General features: G+C 65.6%; 14 protein-coding genes and 3 pseudogenes. 9 read left to right on the top strand and 8 right to left on the bottom strand.

Translation table 11 applies throughout. The annotated features are described in order from the left end of the window. Window positions 1-721 precede the first annotated feature (721 nt). The 4 genes from AC5RW2_RS37435 to AC5RW2_RS37420 all read left to right on the top strand — a co-directional run bounded on the left by AC5RW2_RS37435 (window position 722) and on the right by AC5RW2_RS37420 (window position 4,906). Entirely contained in the window at window positions 722-1,846 is a 1,125-nt protein-coding gene (locus tag AC5RW2_RS37435) for a Gfo/Idh/MocA family protein (RefSeq protein WP_493986581.1), read from the top strand. 240 nt (window positions 1,847-2,086) lie between these two features. Next, window positions 2,087-2,392: a hypothetical protein gene (locus AC5RW2_RS37430; protein WP_493986582.1), complete on the top strand. Its 306-nt coding sequence runs from the start codon at window positions 2,087-2,089 to the stop codon at window positions 2,390-2,392. Window positions 2,393-2,462: 70 nt separating this feature from the next. Next, entirely contained in the window at window positions 2,463-4,376 is a 1,914-nt protein-coding gene (locus tag AC5RW2_RS37425; protein WP_493986583.1) for an MFS transporter, read from the top strand. Beyond that, on the top strand, window positions 4,373-4,906 hold the full coding sequence (locus tag AC5RW2_RS37420; protein WP_493986584.1) for a TetR/AcrR family transcriptional regulator: 534 nt from the start codon (window positions 4,373-4,375) through the stop codon (window positions 4,904-4,906). Before AC5RW2_RS37425 ends, AC5RW2_RS37420 begins: the two co-directional genes overlap by 4 nt. A gap of 379 nt (window positions 4,907-5,285) precedes the next feature. Here AC5RW2_RS37420 and AC5RW2_RS37415 read toward each other — a convergent pair whose 3' ends face one another. Then, window positions 5,286-6,371, bottom strand: coding sequence for an IS110 family RNA-guided transposase (locus AC5RW2_RS37415; protein WP_493986718.1), 1,086 nt, complete (start codon window positions 6,369-6,371; stop codon window positions 5,286-5,288). A 587-nt stretch (window positions 6,372-6,958) separates the two neighbouring features. Here AC5RW2_RS37415 and AC5RW2_RS37410 point away from each other — a divergent pair. Further along, window positions 6,959-7,084 carry a hypothetical protein gene (locus tag AC5RW2_RS37410; protein WP_494075142.1) on the top strand — a complete coding sequence of 42 codons (126 nt, stop codon included), beginning with the start codon at window positions 6,959-6,961 and terminating at the stop codon, window positions 7,082-7,084. 117 nt (window positions 7,085-7,201) lie between these two features. Here AC5RW2_RS37410 and AC5RW2_RS37405 read toward each other — a convergent pair whose 3' ends face one another. Then, on the bottom strand, window positions 7,202-7,492 hold the full coding sequence (locus AC5RW2_RS37405; RefSeq protein ID WP_493986497.1) for a GMC oxidoreductase: 291 nt from the start codon (window positions 7,490-7,492) through the stop codon (window positions 7,202-7,204). Between AC5RW2_RS37405 and AC5RW2_RS37400 the strand changes: the two are divergent. Then, window positions 7,433-8,697: pseudogene (locus tag AC5RW2_RS37400) on the top strand (IS3 family transposase). The gene AC5RW2_RS37405 and the pseudogene AC5RW2_RS37400 sit on opposite strands and share 60 nt — an antisense overlap. A gap of 13 nt (window positions 8,698-8,710) precedes the next feature. Here AC5RW2_RS37400 and AC5RW2_RS37395 read toward each other — a convergent pair. From AC5RW2_RS37395 to AC5RW2_RS37385, 3 genes are all read right to left on the bottom strand, one after another. Continuing rightward, window positions 8,711-8,959, bottom strand: a complete 249-nt coding sequence (locus AC5RW2_RS37395; protein ID WP_493986496.1) for a GMC oxidoreductase — start codon at window positions 8,957-8,959, stop codon at window positions 8,711-8,713. A 155-nt stretch (window positions 8,960-9,114) separates the two neighbouring features. Further along, window positions 9,115-9,774: an SDR family NAD(P)-dependent oxidoreductase gene (locus AC5RW2_RS37390; protein WP_493986499.1), complete on the bottom strand. Its 660-nt coding sequence runs from the start codon at window positions 9,772-9,774 to the stop codon at window positions 9,115-9,117. A 720-nt stretch (window positions 9,775-10,494) separates the two neighbouring features. After that, window positions 10,495-11,619 (bottom strand): zinc-dependent alcohol dehydrogenase, encoded by a 1,125-nt coding sequence (locus AC5RW2_RS37385; RefSeq protein ID WP_493986495.1) that lies wholly within the window; start codon window positions 11,617-11,619, stop codon window positions 10,495-10,497. 257 nt (window positions 11,620-11,876) lie between these two features. Between AC5RW2_RS37385 and AC5RW2_RS37380 the strand changes: the two genes are divergently transcribed. The 3 genes and pseudogenes from AC5RW2_RS37380 to AC5RW2_RS37370 all read left to right on the top strand — a co-directional run. Beyond that, window positions 11,877-12,485 (top strand): TRAP transporter small permease subunit, encoded by a 609-nt coding sequence (locus AC5RW2_RS37380; protein WP_493986494.1) that lies wholly within the window; start codon window positions 11,877-11,879, stop codon window positions 12,483-12,485. Window positions 12,486-12,540: 55 nt separating this feature from the next. Continuing rightward, window positions 12,541-13,011, top strand: coding sequence for a TRAP transporter large permease subunit (locus AC5RW2_RS37375; protein ID WP_493986493.1), 471 nt, complete (start codon window positions 12,541-12,543; stop codon window positions 13,009-13,011). 205 nt (window positions 13,012-13,216) lie between these two features. Next, window positions 13,217-13,462 (top strand): annotated as a pseudogene (locus tag AC5RW2_RS37370) (Na+/H+ antiporter NhaA); the annotation flags it as partial. 18 nt (window positions 13,463-13,480) lie between these two features. On the opposite strand, the pseudogene AC5RW2_RS37365 reads toward AC5RW2_RS37370, so the two are convergent. The 3 genes and pseudogenes from AC5RW2_RS37365 to AC5RW2_RS37355 all read right to left on the bottom strand — a co-directional run bounded on the left by AC5RW2_RS37365 (window position 13,481) and on the right by AC5RW2_RS37355 (window position 14,600). Continuing rightward, window positions 13,481-13,927 (bottom strand): annotated as a pseudogene (locus AC5RW2_RS37365) (DUF4913 domain-containing protein). Continuing rightward, a complete protein-coding gene (locus AC5RW2_RS37360) occupies window positions 13,924-14,430 on the bottom strand; it encodes a TraM recognition domain-containing protein (protein ID WP_493986492.1) in 507 nt (168 codons plus the stop codon). The pseudogene AC5RW2_RS37365 and the gene AC5RW2_RS37360 overlap by 4 nt, the downstream one beginning before the upstream one ends. Before the next feature lie 5 nt (window positions 14,431-14,435). After that, the gene (locus AC5RW2_RS37355) at window positions 14,436-14,600 is read right to left on the bottom strand and encodes a transposase (RefSeq protein ID WP_493986491.1); all 165 of its coding nucleotides are present in this window, start codon (window positions 14,598-14,600) and stop codon (window positions 14,436-14,438) included. Between the last annotated feature and the right edge of the window lie 142 nt (window positions 14,601-14,742).

Raw genomic sequence — 14,742 nt, 5'->3', positions numbered from 1 at the left:
ATGCCCCGCCACCACGGAACATACCCCAGCCTCTACCCCCCCTCACCTACCACGTCTTATACCCGGGGTTATACCCAGTCCTATATCCACTCAGCTACTACCCCATCCACCCAGACACAACAACCTCACGAGCGCCATGCGCCCCCCACGGATACCAACGCCAAGGAACCCAGAGGCCGCCCCCGGCCGCCGCACCGGGCGGTCAGACAGAAACCGCAAAGGCAGACCGGAACACCCAGGTAAGTCCGTTGGCTTAAACTCACTACAAACCACCCCGACACCCAGCCCCGGGATGAGCACGCCCCGAGCCCACCACAGGAGCACAACCAACCATGAGCACCCTCACCGGCTGGTGCATAACCAAAAACTGCGACACCCCCACCAACCGCGGCGGCTGCCCCATCCAAACCACCAACAACCCACCCTGCCCCTGCCACCAAAACACCACCAACCCCCGCCCACACCAACCCACCCCCCACACAACCCGCTAACACCCCGCGGGGCCGGCCACCGCCAGTACAGCCCCGGCCCAGCCAGCACCTGCCGGCCCTAAGGTCTGGCCCAGCGCCAGCCCAGCCCGACCCTTACGTTCGGAATTCCGAACGCAAGACCACTGAAGTCCCAGACACACCAGAAACACCGGCGAACGCAGGAAGCCACCGAGCGACCCCCGCAATGCTCCTGCCCCTGCTCTCCACCTCCCCACGATCAAGGAACACCATTGACCCAGCACTCTTCCACCGTCCACTCCGATCGCCCGATCCGGGTCGGCATCATCGGCGCCTCCACCACCGGCTGGGGACGCATCGCGCACCTGCCCGCCCTGGCGACCATCCCCGGCCTGAAGGTGAGCGCGGTCAGCACCACCCGCCTGAACTCCGCGAAGGCCACCGCCGAGGAGTTCGGCATCCCCGAGGCCTACGACAACCCGGACGAGCTCATCGGCTCGGACGCGGTGGACCTGGTCATCGTCGCCGTGCGCGTGGAGCACCACTACGAGCTGCTGCAGAAGATCCTGGCGGCCGGCAAGCCCGTCTACAGCGAGTGGCCCTCCGGATCCACCCTGGACCAGACCCGCCAGCTGCGCGATGGCTTCACCACCGCCGGGGTGTACGCGGCCACCGGCCTGCAGGCCCGGGCCCGGCCCGAAATCCGCTACCTGCGTGACCTCATCCAGGACGGCTACCTCGGCCGGGTGCTGTCCTCCACGCTCGTGGGCGAGGGCGGACCCTGGGGCGACGTCGTAGACCCGTCCCAGGCCTACCTCCAGGACGACGCCCTCGGCGGGACGATGATGACCATCCCCTTCGGCCACACCATCGACGCGGTGTGCACCGTCCTGGGCGAGTTCGACACCCTGACCGCGATGACCGCGATCCAACAGCCCCTCGTCCGCCTCGCCGGCACCGACCAGACCGTGGAGAAGACCACCCCGGACCAACTACTGCTCTCCGGGCGGCTCGCGGACGGGACCATGGTCTCGGCCCACTACCGCGGCGGCAAAACCGCCGGCACGACCCTGCACTGGGAGATCAACGGCACCGAGGGCACCCTGGTGGTGACCGCCCCGAACGGCAACATCCAACTGAGCCCACTCACCCTCCACGGGGCCACCGCCGGGGCAGCCGAGCTGGAAGAACTCCAGGTGCCCGCCTCCTACATCCACGCCGACACCGCCCTGCCCGCCCTGGCCGCCACAATCGCCGAGACCCTGCTGGTCGTCGAACGCGACCTGCGCTACGACACCCGACTCGCCCCCAGCCTCGACGACGCGGTCACCCGCAAACAGATGCTCGCCGCGCTGCGCCGCGCAGCCGACACCGGCACCATGCAGAACCTCACCTGACCATCCGCCGACCCCCGGCGGCCACACCCGACAACGTCCACGCTTCCGTCGCACCGGCCCCGCCCTGACACCACACGAGCACTTGAACGGTGTCAGGGCGGATATACCCTCTGTCATTTTCAGGAGCCGACCGCACTCTCAAGCTGGCTATCTTGCGGGTAGTGCCGTCAGCTCCAGCTCCTGCGGCCCCGAAACCCTACCCGCAACCGGTCACCTACCTGCAGGCGGTCGTGGACGTAAATGGAACCGCCCGCGGCTTCAACCACCTGCTCGACGACCAAGGGCCGCCGGGACTTCACCTCCGAGATTCCGGGAACCCGTGGTCGGCGACATCACCTGCCCGCGAACCGGCTAGGCTGGTTGTTCCAGGCCACCATGATCCACCTGCGCACCGGTATGGTCATCCGCCGGGCCATGGACGGCACCTGCGCGTCAGCCTGTGCGCCGCGGCGCTGCGCTGGGCCGCCGCCACGGGCACCCGCCGAGAACGCCGTCGTTTTCGACGACCGCTCCCGCCAAAACTGGTTTGACGGCGGAACCCGGTGAGGTGTTTCCTTTATCTGGGGGTAAACAGCCGTTTACCCCTAGCGACAACCCGCTCCCGGAGGCCCCTCCCGTGCCGCTTCGCTCCGTCCCCGCGTGGGCGACAACCACCGTCCTGGCCCTCTGCGGCATGGTGGTCGCGCTCCAGCAGACCCTCGTGATCCCCTTGCTGCCGGACTTCCCCCGCATCCTGGGTGTCTCGGCCGACGATTCATCCTGGCTGGTCACCGTCACCTTGCTCAGTGCTGCGATCTTCACCCCGATCATTTCCCGCATGGCCGACATGTACGGCAAACGCAAGATGCTGCTGCTGGCCCTGGCGGTCATGAGCCTCGGCTCGCTCGTCGCGGCGATCGGCGGCACGTTCCCGGCACTGATCGCCGGGCGCGCCATGCAGGGCTTCGCCTCCTCTCTGATCCCGGTCGGGATCTCGGTGCTGCGCGACGAACTACCCAAGGAGAAAGTGGCCTCGGCCGTCGCCCTGATGAGCGCCACACTTGGCATCGGCTCGGCGCTGGGAATGCCGTTGTCCGGGCTGCTCTACAACGCTTTCGGGTGGGAGTCGCTGTTCTGGGTCTCAGCAGCGCTCGGTGTCGTGTTCCTCATCGGCGTCCTGCTGCTGGTGAAGGAATCCACACTCACGACTCCCGGGCGCTTCGACATCGCCGGCGCGCTGATCCTCTCGGTCATCCTGACCGCCACCCTGCTGGCCATTTCCAAGGGGTCCAGCTGGGGCTGGACCAGCCCGCTCGTTCTGGGCCTGCTGGCCCTTGCACTGGCCCTGCTCGCGGGCTGGATCCCGCTCCAGCTACGGGTCAACCAGCCCATGGTGGATCTGCGGACCTCTGTAAAACGACCGGTGCTGCTGACCAACATTTCCTCGTTCTTCATCTGCGTGGCGATGTTCGTGAACATGCTCATCACCACCCAGCAATTGCAGATCCCCACCGGGACCGGGTACGCGTTCGGCCTCTCCGTGCTGGTGGCCGGACTCGCGATGGTACCTTCCGGGTTGGCCATGGTCGCCCTGTCCCCCGTCGCCGGGGCCATGCTGAACCGCTGGGGCGGCAAGCCCACCTTGATATTCGGCGCCGCGATCATGGCCGTAACCTATGTGGCCCGGGTCTTCCTGGACAACACGGTGTGGGAGGTCATCGCCGGCGCCACCCTGGTGAACGTCGGGGTTGCCTTCGCCTTCGCCGCCATGCCGACGCTGATCATGAGCGCGGTTCCGATCACTGAAACCGCGTCGGCCAACGGTGTTAATGCGCTCATCCGCTCGATGGGCACCTCCGTGGCCAGTGCCGTCGTCGGGCTGATCCTCTCCACCCTCGTCATCGACTACAACGGGGTTCCGGTCCCGTCCCTGAATGCGCTGCACCTGTCCTTCTGGCTCGCCGCCTTCGCTGCCGTGGTGGGCATTGCCATCGCACTGTTCATCCCCAGCGGCGGCCGCACCCTCAAAGCGGATAACAACGTGCAGGAGACGCTCGTCCACGGGCGCGTTCTCATGCGCGGCACGGGCGGCCCCCAGCGGCCGGCCGTCGTGACCTTCATCCGGGAGGACGGCGTTCCCGGGGACTGGGCCCGAACCGACCACGACGGCTTTTTCACCGCGGCCCTGCCGGGACCAGGCCGCTATGTCGTGGTCGCCAATGCCGGGGGCTGGGCGCCGCGTTCGCAGCTCGTGACCTTTTCCGGCGGCACCACCGAACACGACCTGGAACTGCTGGAGGAACTCTCGCTCGACGGCGTCATCAAGGCCAGCGAAGTCCCGCTGGAGGGGGCACTGGTGACCATCAGCGCCGGCGCCGGGGACTTCGTCGCCGCCACCCGCACCGACACGCACGGCCAGTACACGCTGGCCCTGCCACCTGTCGGGACCTACATCGTCACCGCTGTCTCCCCCAACGGGGAAACAGCCTCCTCAGTTAAGGTCATCCTGCGGGCCCGGACAGAACGGGTCGACATCGAGCTGCCCGCATGACCCGGGGCGATGGCCGAGCGCGCATCCGCCACGCTGCCGCCACCCTGTTCGGCGAACGCGGCTACCACGACGTCACCGTGCGCGAGATCGCCGACGCCGCCAAAGTCTCCCCCGGACTGGTAATCAAACTGTTCGGCTCGAAGGCCGAGCTGTATACCGTCGTCGGCCTGACCGCGGTGCCGCTGGTCGAACTGGACCTGCCCCGGGACCGGCTGGGCCGGGCCCTGGTGCAACAGGTCCTGACCCGCCGCGACGCCGGAGCGAACGAGCCCTGGGCCACCCTGGTCTCGCGGATCCGGCAGTCCCCCACGCCGGAGGCAACCCGACATGACGTCCTGGCCGGGGTGGCGGCCATCATCGGCGACACGACCCCCGACCGGCGCCACGCCGCAGCCGTGGCCTGCCAGCTGGCGGGGCTGGCCGAGGGGATTCGGTTCGCGGGCTATTTCGCCCCGCCGGACATTAATTCCGACGACGTCGTGGACCTCTACGCCGGCGCTGTCCAGCACCAAATCGACCAGGCCGGCTAGTGTGAGATAGCACCGTTCGGCAGGGCCAAGGCCATGAGGGTTCAGGTCCCGTAAGCCGTGCTGTTGCGCGACAGCCTTATCCGAGAACTTATGCGTGGGCCTGATGACGGAGGCTGCCCTAAATTCTGGCCCTGTCCTACCTCGTTTCCATCCTGTTTGGGCATCCTCCACCGCGACACTTTCCCGGGCAGACCTAACGCGACGAAGTCTAGGGGTCACCGCCCCAGCCGAGGTGTCAGTTTCAGAAGCCGCCTACGCTGGATATCAGAAGGCGTCTGCATCGGACAGTCACCCTTCAATTTCGCCCCGAAGATAAATGAAGGCAGCGCTCGAGGGGTCGCCATAGTGCCCGGGAAAAATCAGAATCTTCTATATCTCGTCAAGCCGCGTTCGGGATCGCATTGTCAGGGGCGTGTAGAGCGTTGAGGGTGCGGTAGAGGCGGCGGGCGAGGTAGCGCTTGAGGCATCGCCGGATTTCCCGTGGAGTTTTTCCTTCGGCCTTGCGGCGTTTGGCGTAGGCGCGGGTGTCGGGGTCGTGGACGGTGCGGACGACGGTGGCCATGTGCAGTGCGCAGTTCAGGCGCCTGTCGCCGCCTCGGTTGAGTCGGTGGCGCACGGTGTTCCCCGAGGATGCGGGGATGGGGCTCACGCCGGCGAGGGCTGCGAAGGCGGCCTCGGAACGCACCCGGCCCAGATGCGACCACGCCGTGTAGACCACGGCGGCGGTGACGGGACCGATGCCGGTCTCCTCGAGAAGGGGCGCCGCGGGGCTGGCCTCGAGGAGCTCGGTGGTACGGGTTTGGTTGTCCTTGAGCTCGCCGTCGAGGACGGTGATGCGCTTGGCGAGCCGGACCGCCTCCGCACGGGCAGTGGCGGCGGCGAGGGCCTCGTCGCGGGCGCGCCAGTGGGAGACCTCGGTGATCCTGGTATCACTGAGGGGCTTGCGGGCGTCGATGCCGAGGTCGACGCTGCGCAGGAGGGCGGTGAGGGCGTTGACCTTCGCCGTGCGCTCGACTGTCATCTGCTCCCTCGCGGCGACCAGGACCCGCAGCGCAGCGCGGACCCCCTCGTCCTGGCGCGGAATGCGCAGTTGGTCCTCTTCGAGCGGGAGGGCGGCTGCGGCGATCGCGGCAGCGTCCAGCGGATCGGACTTGCCGGTTCCGCGACGAGCTGGGGCGTAGGCCGTGACCCTGGGCGCTTCGGCGACGCGGTAGCCGGCCCGTGCGACGGTGCCCGCGAGCAGGGCCCCGTAGCTTCCCGTGCCTTCGATGACCCAGAGGGCTCCGAGGTCCCCGCCGGTGCGGCGGGCTACGCAGGCGATCGCACGGGCCCTGCCCGCGTGGGTGTTGGGGAAGGCCTCGGTGGTGAGGTGCTCGCCGCTGGCGGCAAGCACGGCGTAGGTATGCGTGCGGGCGTGGGTGTCCACGCCGATGACGAACGGACAGGAGTGTGCGACAGTGGTCATCGCGGCCGGGGGTTCCTTCCTCACGAACGGGCAGATGCTTCTGGCCGCGGTGCGGCCGGCGTCGGCCCGGGTGAAGGTCACTCCGAGGCATTCCTGTGATGGGTCACAGCCCCCAAGGGGGGCTGGGCAGTCTTCTGATCAAGCCTTCGGTGTGGGCCGGGCAGGCGCCGGCCGCTCACCCCAGTAACGGGCAATTCCGATTGAAGGCACGTTTGAAACGGCCAGGCGGATATCGAGCCACATTCCCGGGGCAGGCGACCGACACCTACCCTGCCAGCCGGTCCCGGACCAGCCACAACAAGACTCACAGGCGGATATGGCTGACCGGGTTGATCCTGCAGTCCTGGTTCCAGGGCGTGGAGCCTGGTCCCTGGAAGGCATGTGGAAAATCTGGTCAGCCTCGGACGTGAAAATCTACGGCGGGGCGTCTCCGAAGTCGGCTACCTAGACAAACCCTCCCGGTTAATCGGCCAATACAGCTACATCACCATCTCCCGCAGCCGCAGCAAACACTGGTCCTCCTCTTCACGGCAGCAAGCAAGGACGAGATCCTGTCCGTGGCCGACCTGGGCGGACGGTGAGAAGAAATGACTGAGTCTCCAGGCGACGGGCACAGCCAGACCGAACCTGAGCTGATCTATAAGAATTGGTCCGGTGCGCGTCCGGTGAGGAAGCAGCGGTGGTCGTTGGTGGAGCACCATCGGCAGGAGTGAGCGCCTCCGACTTCGGGATTCGCGGCATCGGGTCTGCCGGGGCGGTGGTTCCGGGGACGGCCCGGAACCACCGCGTGCGACGCCCGGGCGTCCGAGACCGCCTCCTAGTCGCGCCCGTTAGCTGCCGAGAATGAAGTCGGCCGCGCGCTCTCCGATCATCATGGCAGGGGCATTGGTATTGCCTGTGGTGAGCGTCGGGATTACCGACAGGTCCGCGACACGGAGTCCGTCGAGGCCGTGGACGCGGAGTTCGGGGTCGACCACCGCGAGGCTGTCGACGCCCATCTTGGCGGTGCCTGAACCGTCACGGGTTTGATGCCGCTTCCTTTTGTGACAAGGATGGCGACTATGCCCAAGCAATACCCGGCGGACCAGCGTGAGCGTGCGGTGCGGATGGTCCTGGACCATCTGAGCGAGTACGCCTCGGTGAATGCTGCCTGCAAGGCCATCGGACCGAAGCTGAACATCGGCAAGGAAGCCCTGCGCCGGTGGGTGCTCCAGGCCCAGATCGATGCGGACCAGCGGCCGGGTGTCACCAGCGCCGAACAGGATCGGATCCGGGAGCTGGAGCGGGAGAACCGGGAACTGCGCGAGTCCAACGAGATCCTGAAGCAGGCATCAATTTTCTTCGCGAGGGAACTCGACCCTCGCCGCCGCAAATAGCCGGTTTCATAGACCTGATGAGGGAGCGCGGCCACGGGGTCTAGTCGGTCTGCCGGGTCCTGCGCGAGCAGGGCCTGCAGGTTGCCCCGCGGACGTACCGGACCTGGAAATCCTCCCCGCCGGCAGCGCGGGCCGTCTCGGACGCCCGCATTACCGATGCACTGCGGGCCACCACAGGCACCCCCGAATCGCTGTACGGACGACGGAAAATGACCGCCTGGCTGCGCCGGACCGGCCATGAAGTGGCGCACTGCACCGTGGACCGGCTGATGCGCGATGAGGGCATGTCCGGGGTCGTCCGCGGCCGGGCCCACCGGACCACCGTGCCCGGCAGGGACGGGCAGCGGGCCGGGGATCTGCTCAACCGCCAGTTCACCGCCGACCGGCCGAACTATGGATGGGTCACCGACTTCACCTATGTTCGGACGTGGGCCGGCTTCGCGTACGTGGCGTTCGCGATCGACCTGTATTCGCGGGCGATCGTGGGCTGGCACGCGGCCATGTCCAAGGACACGGATCTGGTCCTGACTACCCTGAAGATGGCCCTGTGGCGGCGTGACCACGACGGCCACAGGGTGCCGGAGGGGATGATCCACCATTCCGATGCCGGCAGCCAGTACACCTCCATCCGGTTCACCGAAACGCTGATCCTTGAAGGGCTGGCTGCCTCGGTCGGAAGCGTCGGGGATGCCTACGATAATGCGCTGGCCGAGTCGACCATCGGTCTCTACAAAACCGAGTGCACGGCCAGGAACAGCCCGTTCCTGACCGGTCCGCTCAAGACCCTCGCTGAGGTCGAAAAGGCCACTATGGACTGGGTCCACTGGTACAACACCGAAAGGCTCCACGGCCACCTCGGACTCATCCCGCCGGCCGAATTTGAAACCAACTACTATGACCAGGAAAGCGCCTCAGGAAACCCTGAGGCGCCTCGTATGAAGACGGCCTAAAACTCGGGACGGTTCAGCCCGAGGGGTGGTAGGCGCTGGTGGTCGTTGCCCGCGCGTAGGCACGGAGCTGCTCCCGGCTGGTCAGGTCCGGGCCCGGCCGTGCTTCTCCCTTGACCACGTCCTTCAACGCGGGCTGTTCACCGATGTCGCGCAGCTGTTCGAAGCTGTCGAGCAGGTTCTCGAGGTCGGCCGGCTCCAGGTAGAAGTTCGGGTTGGCCAGCGGCAGGTCGAACGGGTTCGTCGAGCGCAGCGTGAACGTCAAGGACCTGCATATGCTGCTCCTGGGTCGTCTCCGAACGGATCTGGTCGGCAGGTTGCTGGCTTGCGGTAAGGGCTTCCTCCGTCTCCCACAGGGTGATGGATATGGATTTGTTGTCCTTGCCCTTCAGGTACTGGATTCCCAGGCATCCTGAGAGTTCAAGCACCCGTCTGACGGTTTCCTCCGTTGGCGCGCCCGTGGTGCCGGGACTGGTCCTGTAGGTGGAGACTCGGGCGAACATGTGCATCCGCAGGAATGTCGAAGTACCGAGAGATAATCGGCGTGACGACACCACCGGGCAAGATCGCGTTGGAGCGGATGCCGGACCCTCTGGTCTCCAAAGCTGTCGCGCGGACAAGACCTAGCACACCCGCCTTCGAGATCGAGTAGGCAGCTGCTGACCATCCGGCTTGCAGGACAGCCGCGCTGGCTGTCGTGATAATGGACCCACCGGTCCCTTGCAGCAGCAGCTGACGGGTAGCGTGCTTGTGCGCGAACACATGTGACTTCAAGTTGAGGGCGAGCGCCTGCTCCAGTCCCTCGGCCGACAGTTGCGCCACGGCCGACTGATCCCCGCCGGCACCTGCGTTGCTGAAGAAGATGTCGAGCCGGCCAAAGCGCTCCACAGCATCTGATACCAACGCCGCGACCTGCTCTTCCGAGGTGACATCGGTGCGGACGAACGCCGCCCGATCACCCAGTGCGCTGGCCAGTTCGTCCCCGGCCTGTTCGTCGATGTCCGCGAGAACAACCGAGGCCCCCTCACGGATGAATGTCTCGGCCGTTGCGTACCCCATACCGCTCGACGCCCCAGTGATGATGGCCGACTTGCCATGGCATTGATATGAAGCTGCGAGCCGCCTTCATTTTGCCAGCGGTAGCACTCTTCCTGGTCATGGCAATACTTGCGGCTTCCTTTCCAGACCTCTTCAGACCGATGATGTTCGCGCCTGTACCGCCACCGCCAGCCTCATCCAATGGGCCGACGACACCCTCACAGTCCACACCCGCTGGACGCCCCCGCCCAACACACACCGGTGAGCCCCGGAAAACCGGCACGGAAACCACCTGCCCAAATAATGCGGTGAGCGGGTCCGTTGGTTCGATCAGGGGTATGTCCCTGCTACTGCCGCTCGTCTGCCTCGTCACCTACCGTGCCTTATACCCTGCGTTATACCCATGCAGCTACTGGACCCTCGAGCGGTGGCTCGAGACCCTCGCCGAAATTCGCCGTAGAGGGTTCGCCGTCGCGATCCACAGCCCGGCGACCTTGAGCTCCGGAGAGCCACCCATACGCTCATCGGAGTGTCGCGCGGTTACACCCTCGGCATCACTGACCCGCTGAGGAGTACCACCCGAACTTTGTAGGGGCTCCGATCTTCGACCCGGACGGTCGGGCAGGTTAGCGCTCTCGGTAATAGGCATGCCGCCGGTCCAGGGCGAGGAAATCGTCCGAGTCGGGCAGGCCATCGCCAGAGCCTGCATCGCGGTTGCCGGTAAGCGCCGCGACGCGCAGGACCGCTCACCGCGGCCCCAGATCAGGAGGGCGTGAAGGTCGGTGTGACGACGACGTTGATGGCGTGTTCGCCCTCGACCTTACCCACCAGCGTGTCGAGCGCGAGATCGAATTGGTCGAATCCGAAGACGTGCGTGCGCATCCGGTCGAGCGGGATCGCCCCGGACGCAACGATGTCCGCCGCGATCTGATATGCCTCGTTGTTCTGCCCGGCGGCACCGAGGAGCCGGATGCTGCGCGTCGTAAGCATGCCGATCGGAAAGCCGTCCATCGTCGGGGCCTTGACGCCCGCGGACACGAGCGTGCCCCCGAACCGGAGCATGTTGAGCCCGTCTAGCGTCGGCTTCGTCGTGTGCGGCGTGGTGTCGACGACGATATCGAAGCCCTCGCCGTCGGTGAGCTCCATGGCGCGCGTGTGGACATCCTCCTGCTCGACGTCCACCACTGCGTCGGCGCCGAACGCGAGGGCGAGGTCGAGCTTGTGCCGGTCCTTGGTGAGCCCGGTCGCAAGTACGAGGCCAGCGCCCGCGAGCTTCACGGCAGCGACGCAAGCGAGGCCACGCTGCCCGGTGCCGAGGATCGCGACCTTGCTCCCCGGTCTCGTGCCGGGGGTGAGCACCGACCAGCTCACGGCATTAGCCATCGGGTTCCATAGAGTCGCAGTGAGCGGGTCAATCGTGCTCGGCATCTTGTAGAGCAGTGTGGCCGGGTCGATATAAAGGTGTGTGGAGTAACCACCCCAGAGGCCGGATCCGTGTCGGGTCGGGATAAAGCCGTAGACCGCGGGCGCCCACGGGTGGCTACGACATAGGTGGTTCTCGCCGCGTAGGCACGCCCGGCACTTCCCGCAAGGAATGAACGGGTTCACAGCGACCCGATCGCCGATGCGCAGGTTTTTGCGTGGGTTAGGGCCGAGGTCCTCGATGATGCCGACGATCTCGTGCCCGTTGATCCGCGGGTAGGGCGAGCCGCCATCTGCCGGCACTGAGCTCACGGTGCCGTTGATCGATTCGGCGTCCGTGCCGCAGAGCCCGTTCGCTTCGATGCGCAGCAGCGCCGCGCCCTCCCCGAGGACCGGGAGCGGTAACTCCTGGAATTCCTGTCGGAATGGCGCCATCTGGACAAGGGCCGTGGCGTAGCTGGACATCGCGTGTCCCTTCGTAGTCGTGTCGCGGTGACCCGCTAGCGGAGGGTCACAATGAGCATATCTGTAGTGCAATCACTATGTATATTGTGCATTAAGGTAACTAGGTCACAATCCCCCGGCGCACTGGCGCGCCATCAATTAGGAGCGGAACATGTGACGACACGGACTCCCATACACGCCGGCCATCACGGCTGCGGTCGAGGCCTATCGAGCAGCGGGGCGAACCCGTCGATTCTCCCGACCCTGGGGCATTAGGCATGACGGTGGCGCACCGGATCGACGGGCCGCTCCCCTGGCTCAAGTGGATCGATCGCACAAGTCTCGTCGCCTCAGTGCTGGGCGGCATGGTCATAATCCTGCTCATGCTCAACGTCGTCGCAGACCTTATCGGCCGGAGCTTCTTCGGGCGCTCCATCCCGGGGACGTTGGATCTCGTGCAGTTCGCATGGATGCCCGTGCTCGTGTCGCTCGGGATGGGATATGCTCTGCTGCGGGGCGAGCACCTCCGGGTGAACCTCCTGACGGAGCAGACCGGGCCACGCGCGCAACGAGCCATCGAGATCCTCTCTATGTCGTTCACGCTCTTCGCCACCGCCCTCTTCGTGTGGTTCAGCGTCGAGAAGGCACTCGAGGTCACGGGCTTCGAGAAACGAGCGCTGGCCGTATCCTGGTTGACGATCTGGAACTACCGCTGGGTTGTCGCGGCTGGGATGGCCGTTTTGCTGTTGCAGACCGTCGCCATGCTGCTCCGGGCCATCACCGTGACAGAGTTCGTACCCGCCGACGCCGATGAGGTCTTCAACGCGATCGAGCGCGAGGACCCCGTGCTCGCCATCACCGACACCCACGAGGCGAAGGAACGATGAACGCGATGCAGACGCCCCCGGCACGGTGATACCTCCGCTGAAAACGCCTGAGCTGGTGAAAGAGGCGCTAACCGCAAGCCGATTCACGATCGCCCTCATCGTGGTCGGCGTCATCGCCATCCTGCTGGCTGTCTATCTGTTCGTCATCCCGTCGAGCAAGCTCATTGTCGGCTTGATGACCATTCTGCTGATAATGGCGCTGATGCTCCTCAAGATTCCCATCGGGGTAGCGATGTCGGTGGCGGCATTCCTCGGCCTCCTCGTCCCGTCGGGACCGAAGGCAGTCGAGAGCAGTCGCCAGGAGGTCGTCTTCTCCTCGTTCGCCTCCTGGTCCCTAAGCGTGATCCCAATGTTCGTGCTCATGGGTGTCGCCATGGGCAAGAGCGGACTCATGAACGGTGCCTATGAGACGGCGCGCAAGTGGCTCGGCTGGATGCCAGGTGGCCTGGCCATTGCGACCCACTTCGCGGGTACCGGGATGGCGGCGACGAGCGGGAGCACAATCGGGATCACTTACTGGATGTGAAGGCCTCGTTGGAGCGATCGGGCCTTGATCCCGGGCCCGTCAGCGTGCACGACAAGCGCTCGCGATCGGGCTTTCGGCCCCATCGATGTCGGCGTTGTCGCGGATCTTCCGCGAAGCAGGTGTCACTACCGTCGAGCCGAAGAAACAGCCGCGCGCGTCATAGCGGCGGTTCGTGTATCCGCAGCCTCATTGCTGGCAGCTAGACGCGAAGCTGGCCGGCATCGGATTCACAGTCTCTCTGCTGGTGGCAGAGCCCAGCTTCGGCCTCGGAACTCCCGCCAACGACCACGCGAAGGTTCCTATTCTCGCAGCCTCATTGCTGGCAGCGCTGCTGGCCACGGTAGTGCAACGCACCCGCAACCGGCACTACCGACGCATCGAGGCCGAGGAAAAGATCGATGCAGACAGTGACGGCATTCCGGGTGTGTACCAGGAAGACGGCAACGCATAGCTGTACCGGTTCATGAACCTATTGAACGATATCGTCGCGTTCTTCGGGAAACCAGCCAGCGGGGGCCTGCTTGCAGTTGAACGGTTTTGGGTCATAGTGCCGAGCGGGGGTGCAGCTGTGGAACGTGCCGTCCGGATTGAGCAGCACGGCCATGAGGTGGTCGGCGTGATCGCGCCACCACACGCTCATGCCGGTGGCGGCATCGAGCCTGTAGTGTTCTCATGCCCGCCAGAGGGAGGTGACGCGGCTGATTGCTTCGGAGTGGAGAAACCATTTGGGGCACCATAAGCCGCTTTTGCCGTCGTTGCGCCGGTTGTAGGCGGGCAGCAGTCTCTGCTGCAGAAACTCTTCCGCCGAGCCGTAGACCAGTTCTGCCGGCTTGTCCGGGGCCGGGGGGTGCGGTTCCAAACCGGCCGGAGCTTCTCCGGGGGCCGGCAGGTCGGCGAACGAGTCCAGGTCATTCATGGCCTGCCGGCCTTTTCGCTCGATGCGCGGATCCACGCATTGCCGGTCGGGTTGCCCCCGGGTTTGGGTGCGTGTTCGGCGATGGAGGCTTCGACGGCTTCTTTGTGTTTGCCGGTGAACCAGGGGCGGGTTTTGATCAGTGTTGCCGGTGCGCCGGAGGCCAGGACCACGGCACGGCCGCGGTCGAGTCCGGCGAGGTTGGAGACGTCGAAGATCCGCTCTTTGCTTTCCTGCCGGGAGCGGCTGCGCCCGTTATTGCCGCTGGATTGGGAGATGCTGGCGTAGCCGTAGTCTCCGATCAGGTCAGAGAGCGCGCGCAGGAAGCCGTCTTCGGCAACGCCGCCGCCGTAGACCTTGATGTTGGCTGCTGACCAGATTTTGCGCATGTTCGCTTCGTTCCACAGCTCCACACCGTGGGACCATGACCGCAGGATGCCCATGACGATGATCCTGCGCGAGCCGTAGTGGTCCACTTGCGCAGCCGCTCGTGGGCGGTCTTCCACAGACCTTACCGTTCGGGCAGATCCCGCCACGGGGCCCCGGTACGCAGCTTGAACAGGAGCGCGTTGATCACCTGCCGGTGATCCCGCCACTGCCCGCCGTGTCCTGAAGCGGGCAGCAGCGGTTCAATCCGCGCCCAGGCCTTATCCGTCAGTTCACCTCTGCCAACCACCCGACAGGTCTACCAAGGCCCGCCGGGTGATTCACAGGACAGGCCCTAGTAGTACTTTGTTAGGTTTTCCGGCGAGGGTCTTTTAATCCGCCGGCGGTCCTGTTAATTTCCTGTTGTGGAGATGAACGGGACGGGGCTGCGG

Source organism: Arthrobacter sp. B0316-1-20 (genome assembly GCF_059091865.1).
Note: the sequence above shows the minus strand (reverse complement) of the source record. Positions and strands in the feature narration are given on the sequence as shown.

Coding starts and splice junctions, on each gene's coding strand:
- AC5RW2_RS37430 (WP_493986582.1), top strand. CDS start 2,087: ATGGAACCGCCCGCGGCTTCAACCACCTGCTCGACGACCAAGGGCCGC.
- AC5RW2_RS37420 (WP_493986584.1), top strand. CDS start 4,373: ATGACCCGGGGCGATGGCCGAGCGCGCATCCGCCACGCTGCCGCCACC.
- AC5RW2_RS37415 (WP_493986718.1), bottom strand. CDS start 6,371: ATGACCACTGTCGCACACTCCTGTCCGTTCGTCATCGGCGTGGACACC.
- AC5RW2_RS37410 (WP_494075142.1), top strand. CDS start 6,959: ATGACTGAGTCTCCAGGCGACGGGCACAGCCAGACCGAACCTGAGCTG.
- AC5RW2_RS37405 (WP_493986497.1), bottom strand. CDS start 7,492: ATGGTCCAGGACCATCCGCACCGCACGCTCACGCTGGTCCGCCGGGTA.
- AC5RW2_RS37385 (WP_493986495.1), bottom strand. CDS start 11,619: ATGTCCAGCTACGCCACGGCCCTTGTCCAGATGGCGCCATTCCGACAG.
- AC5RW2_RS37380 (WP_493986494.1), top strand. CDS start 11,877: ATGACGGTGGCGCACCGGATCGACGGGCCGCTCCCCTGGCTCAAGTGG.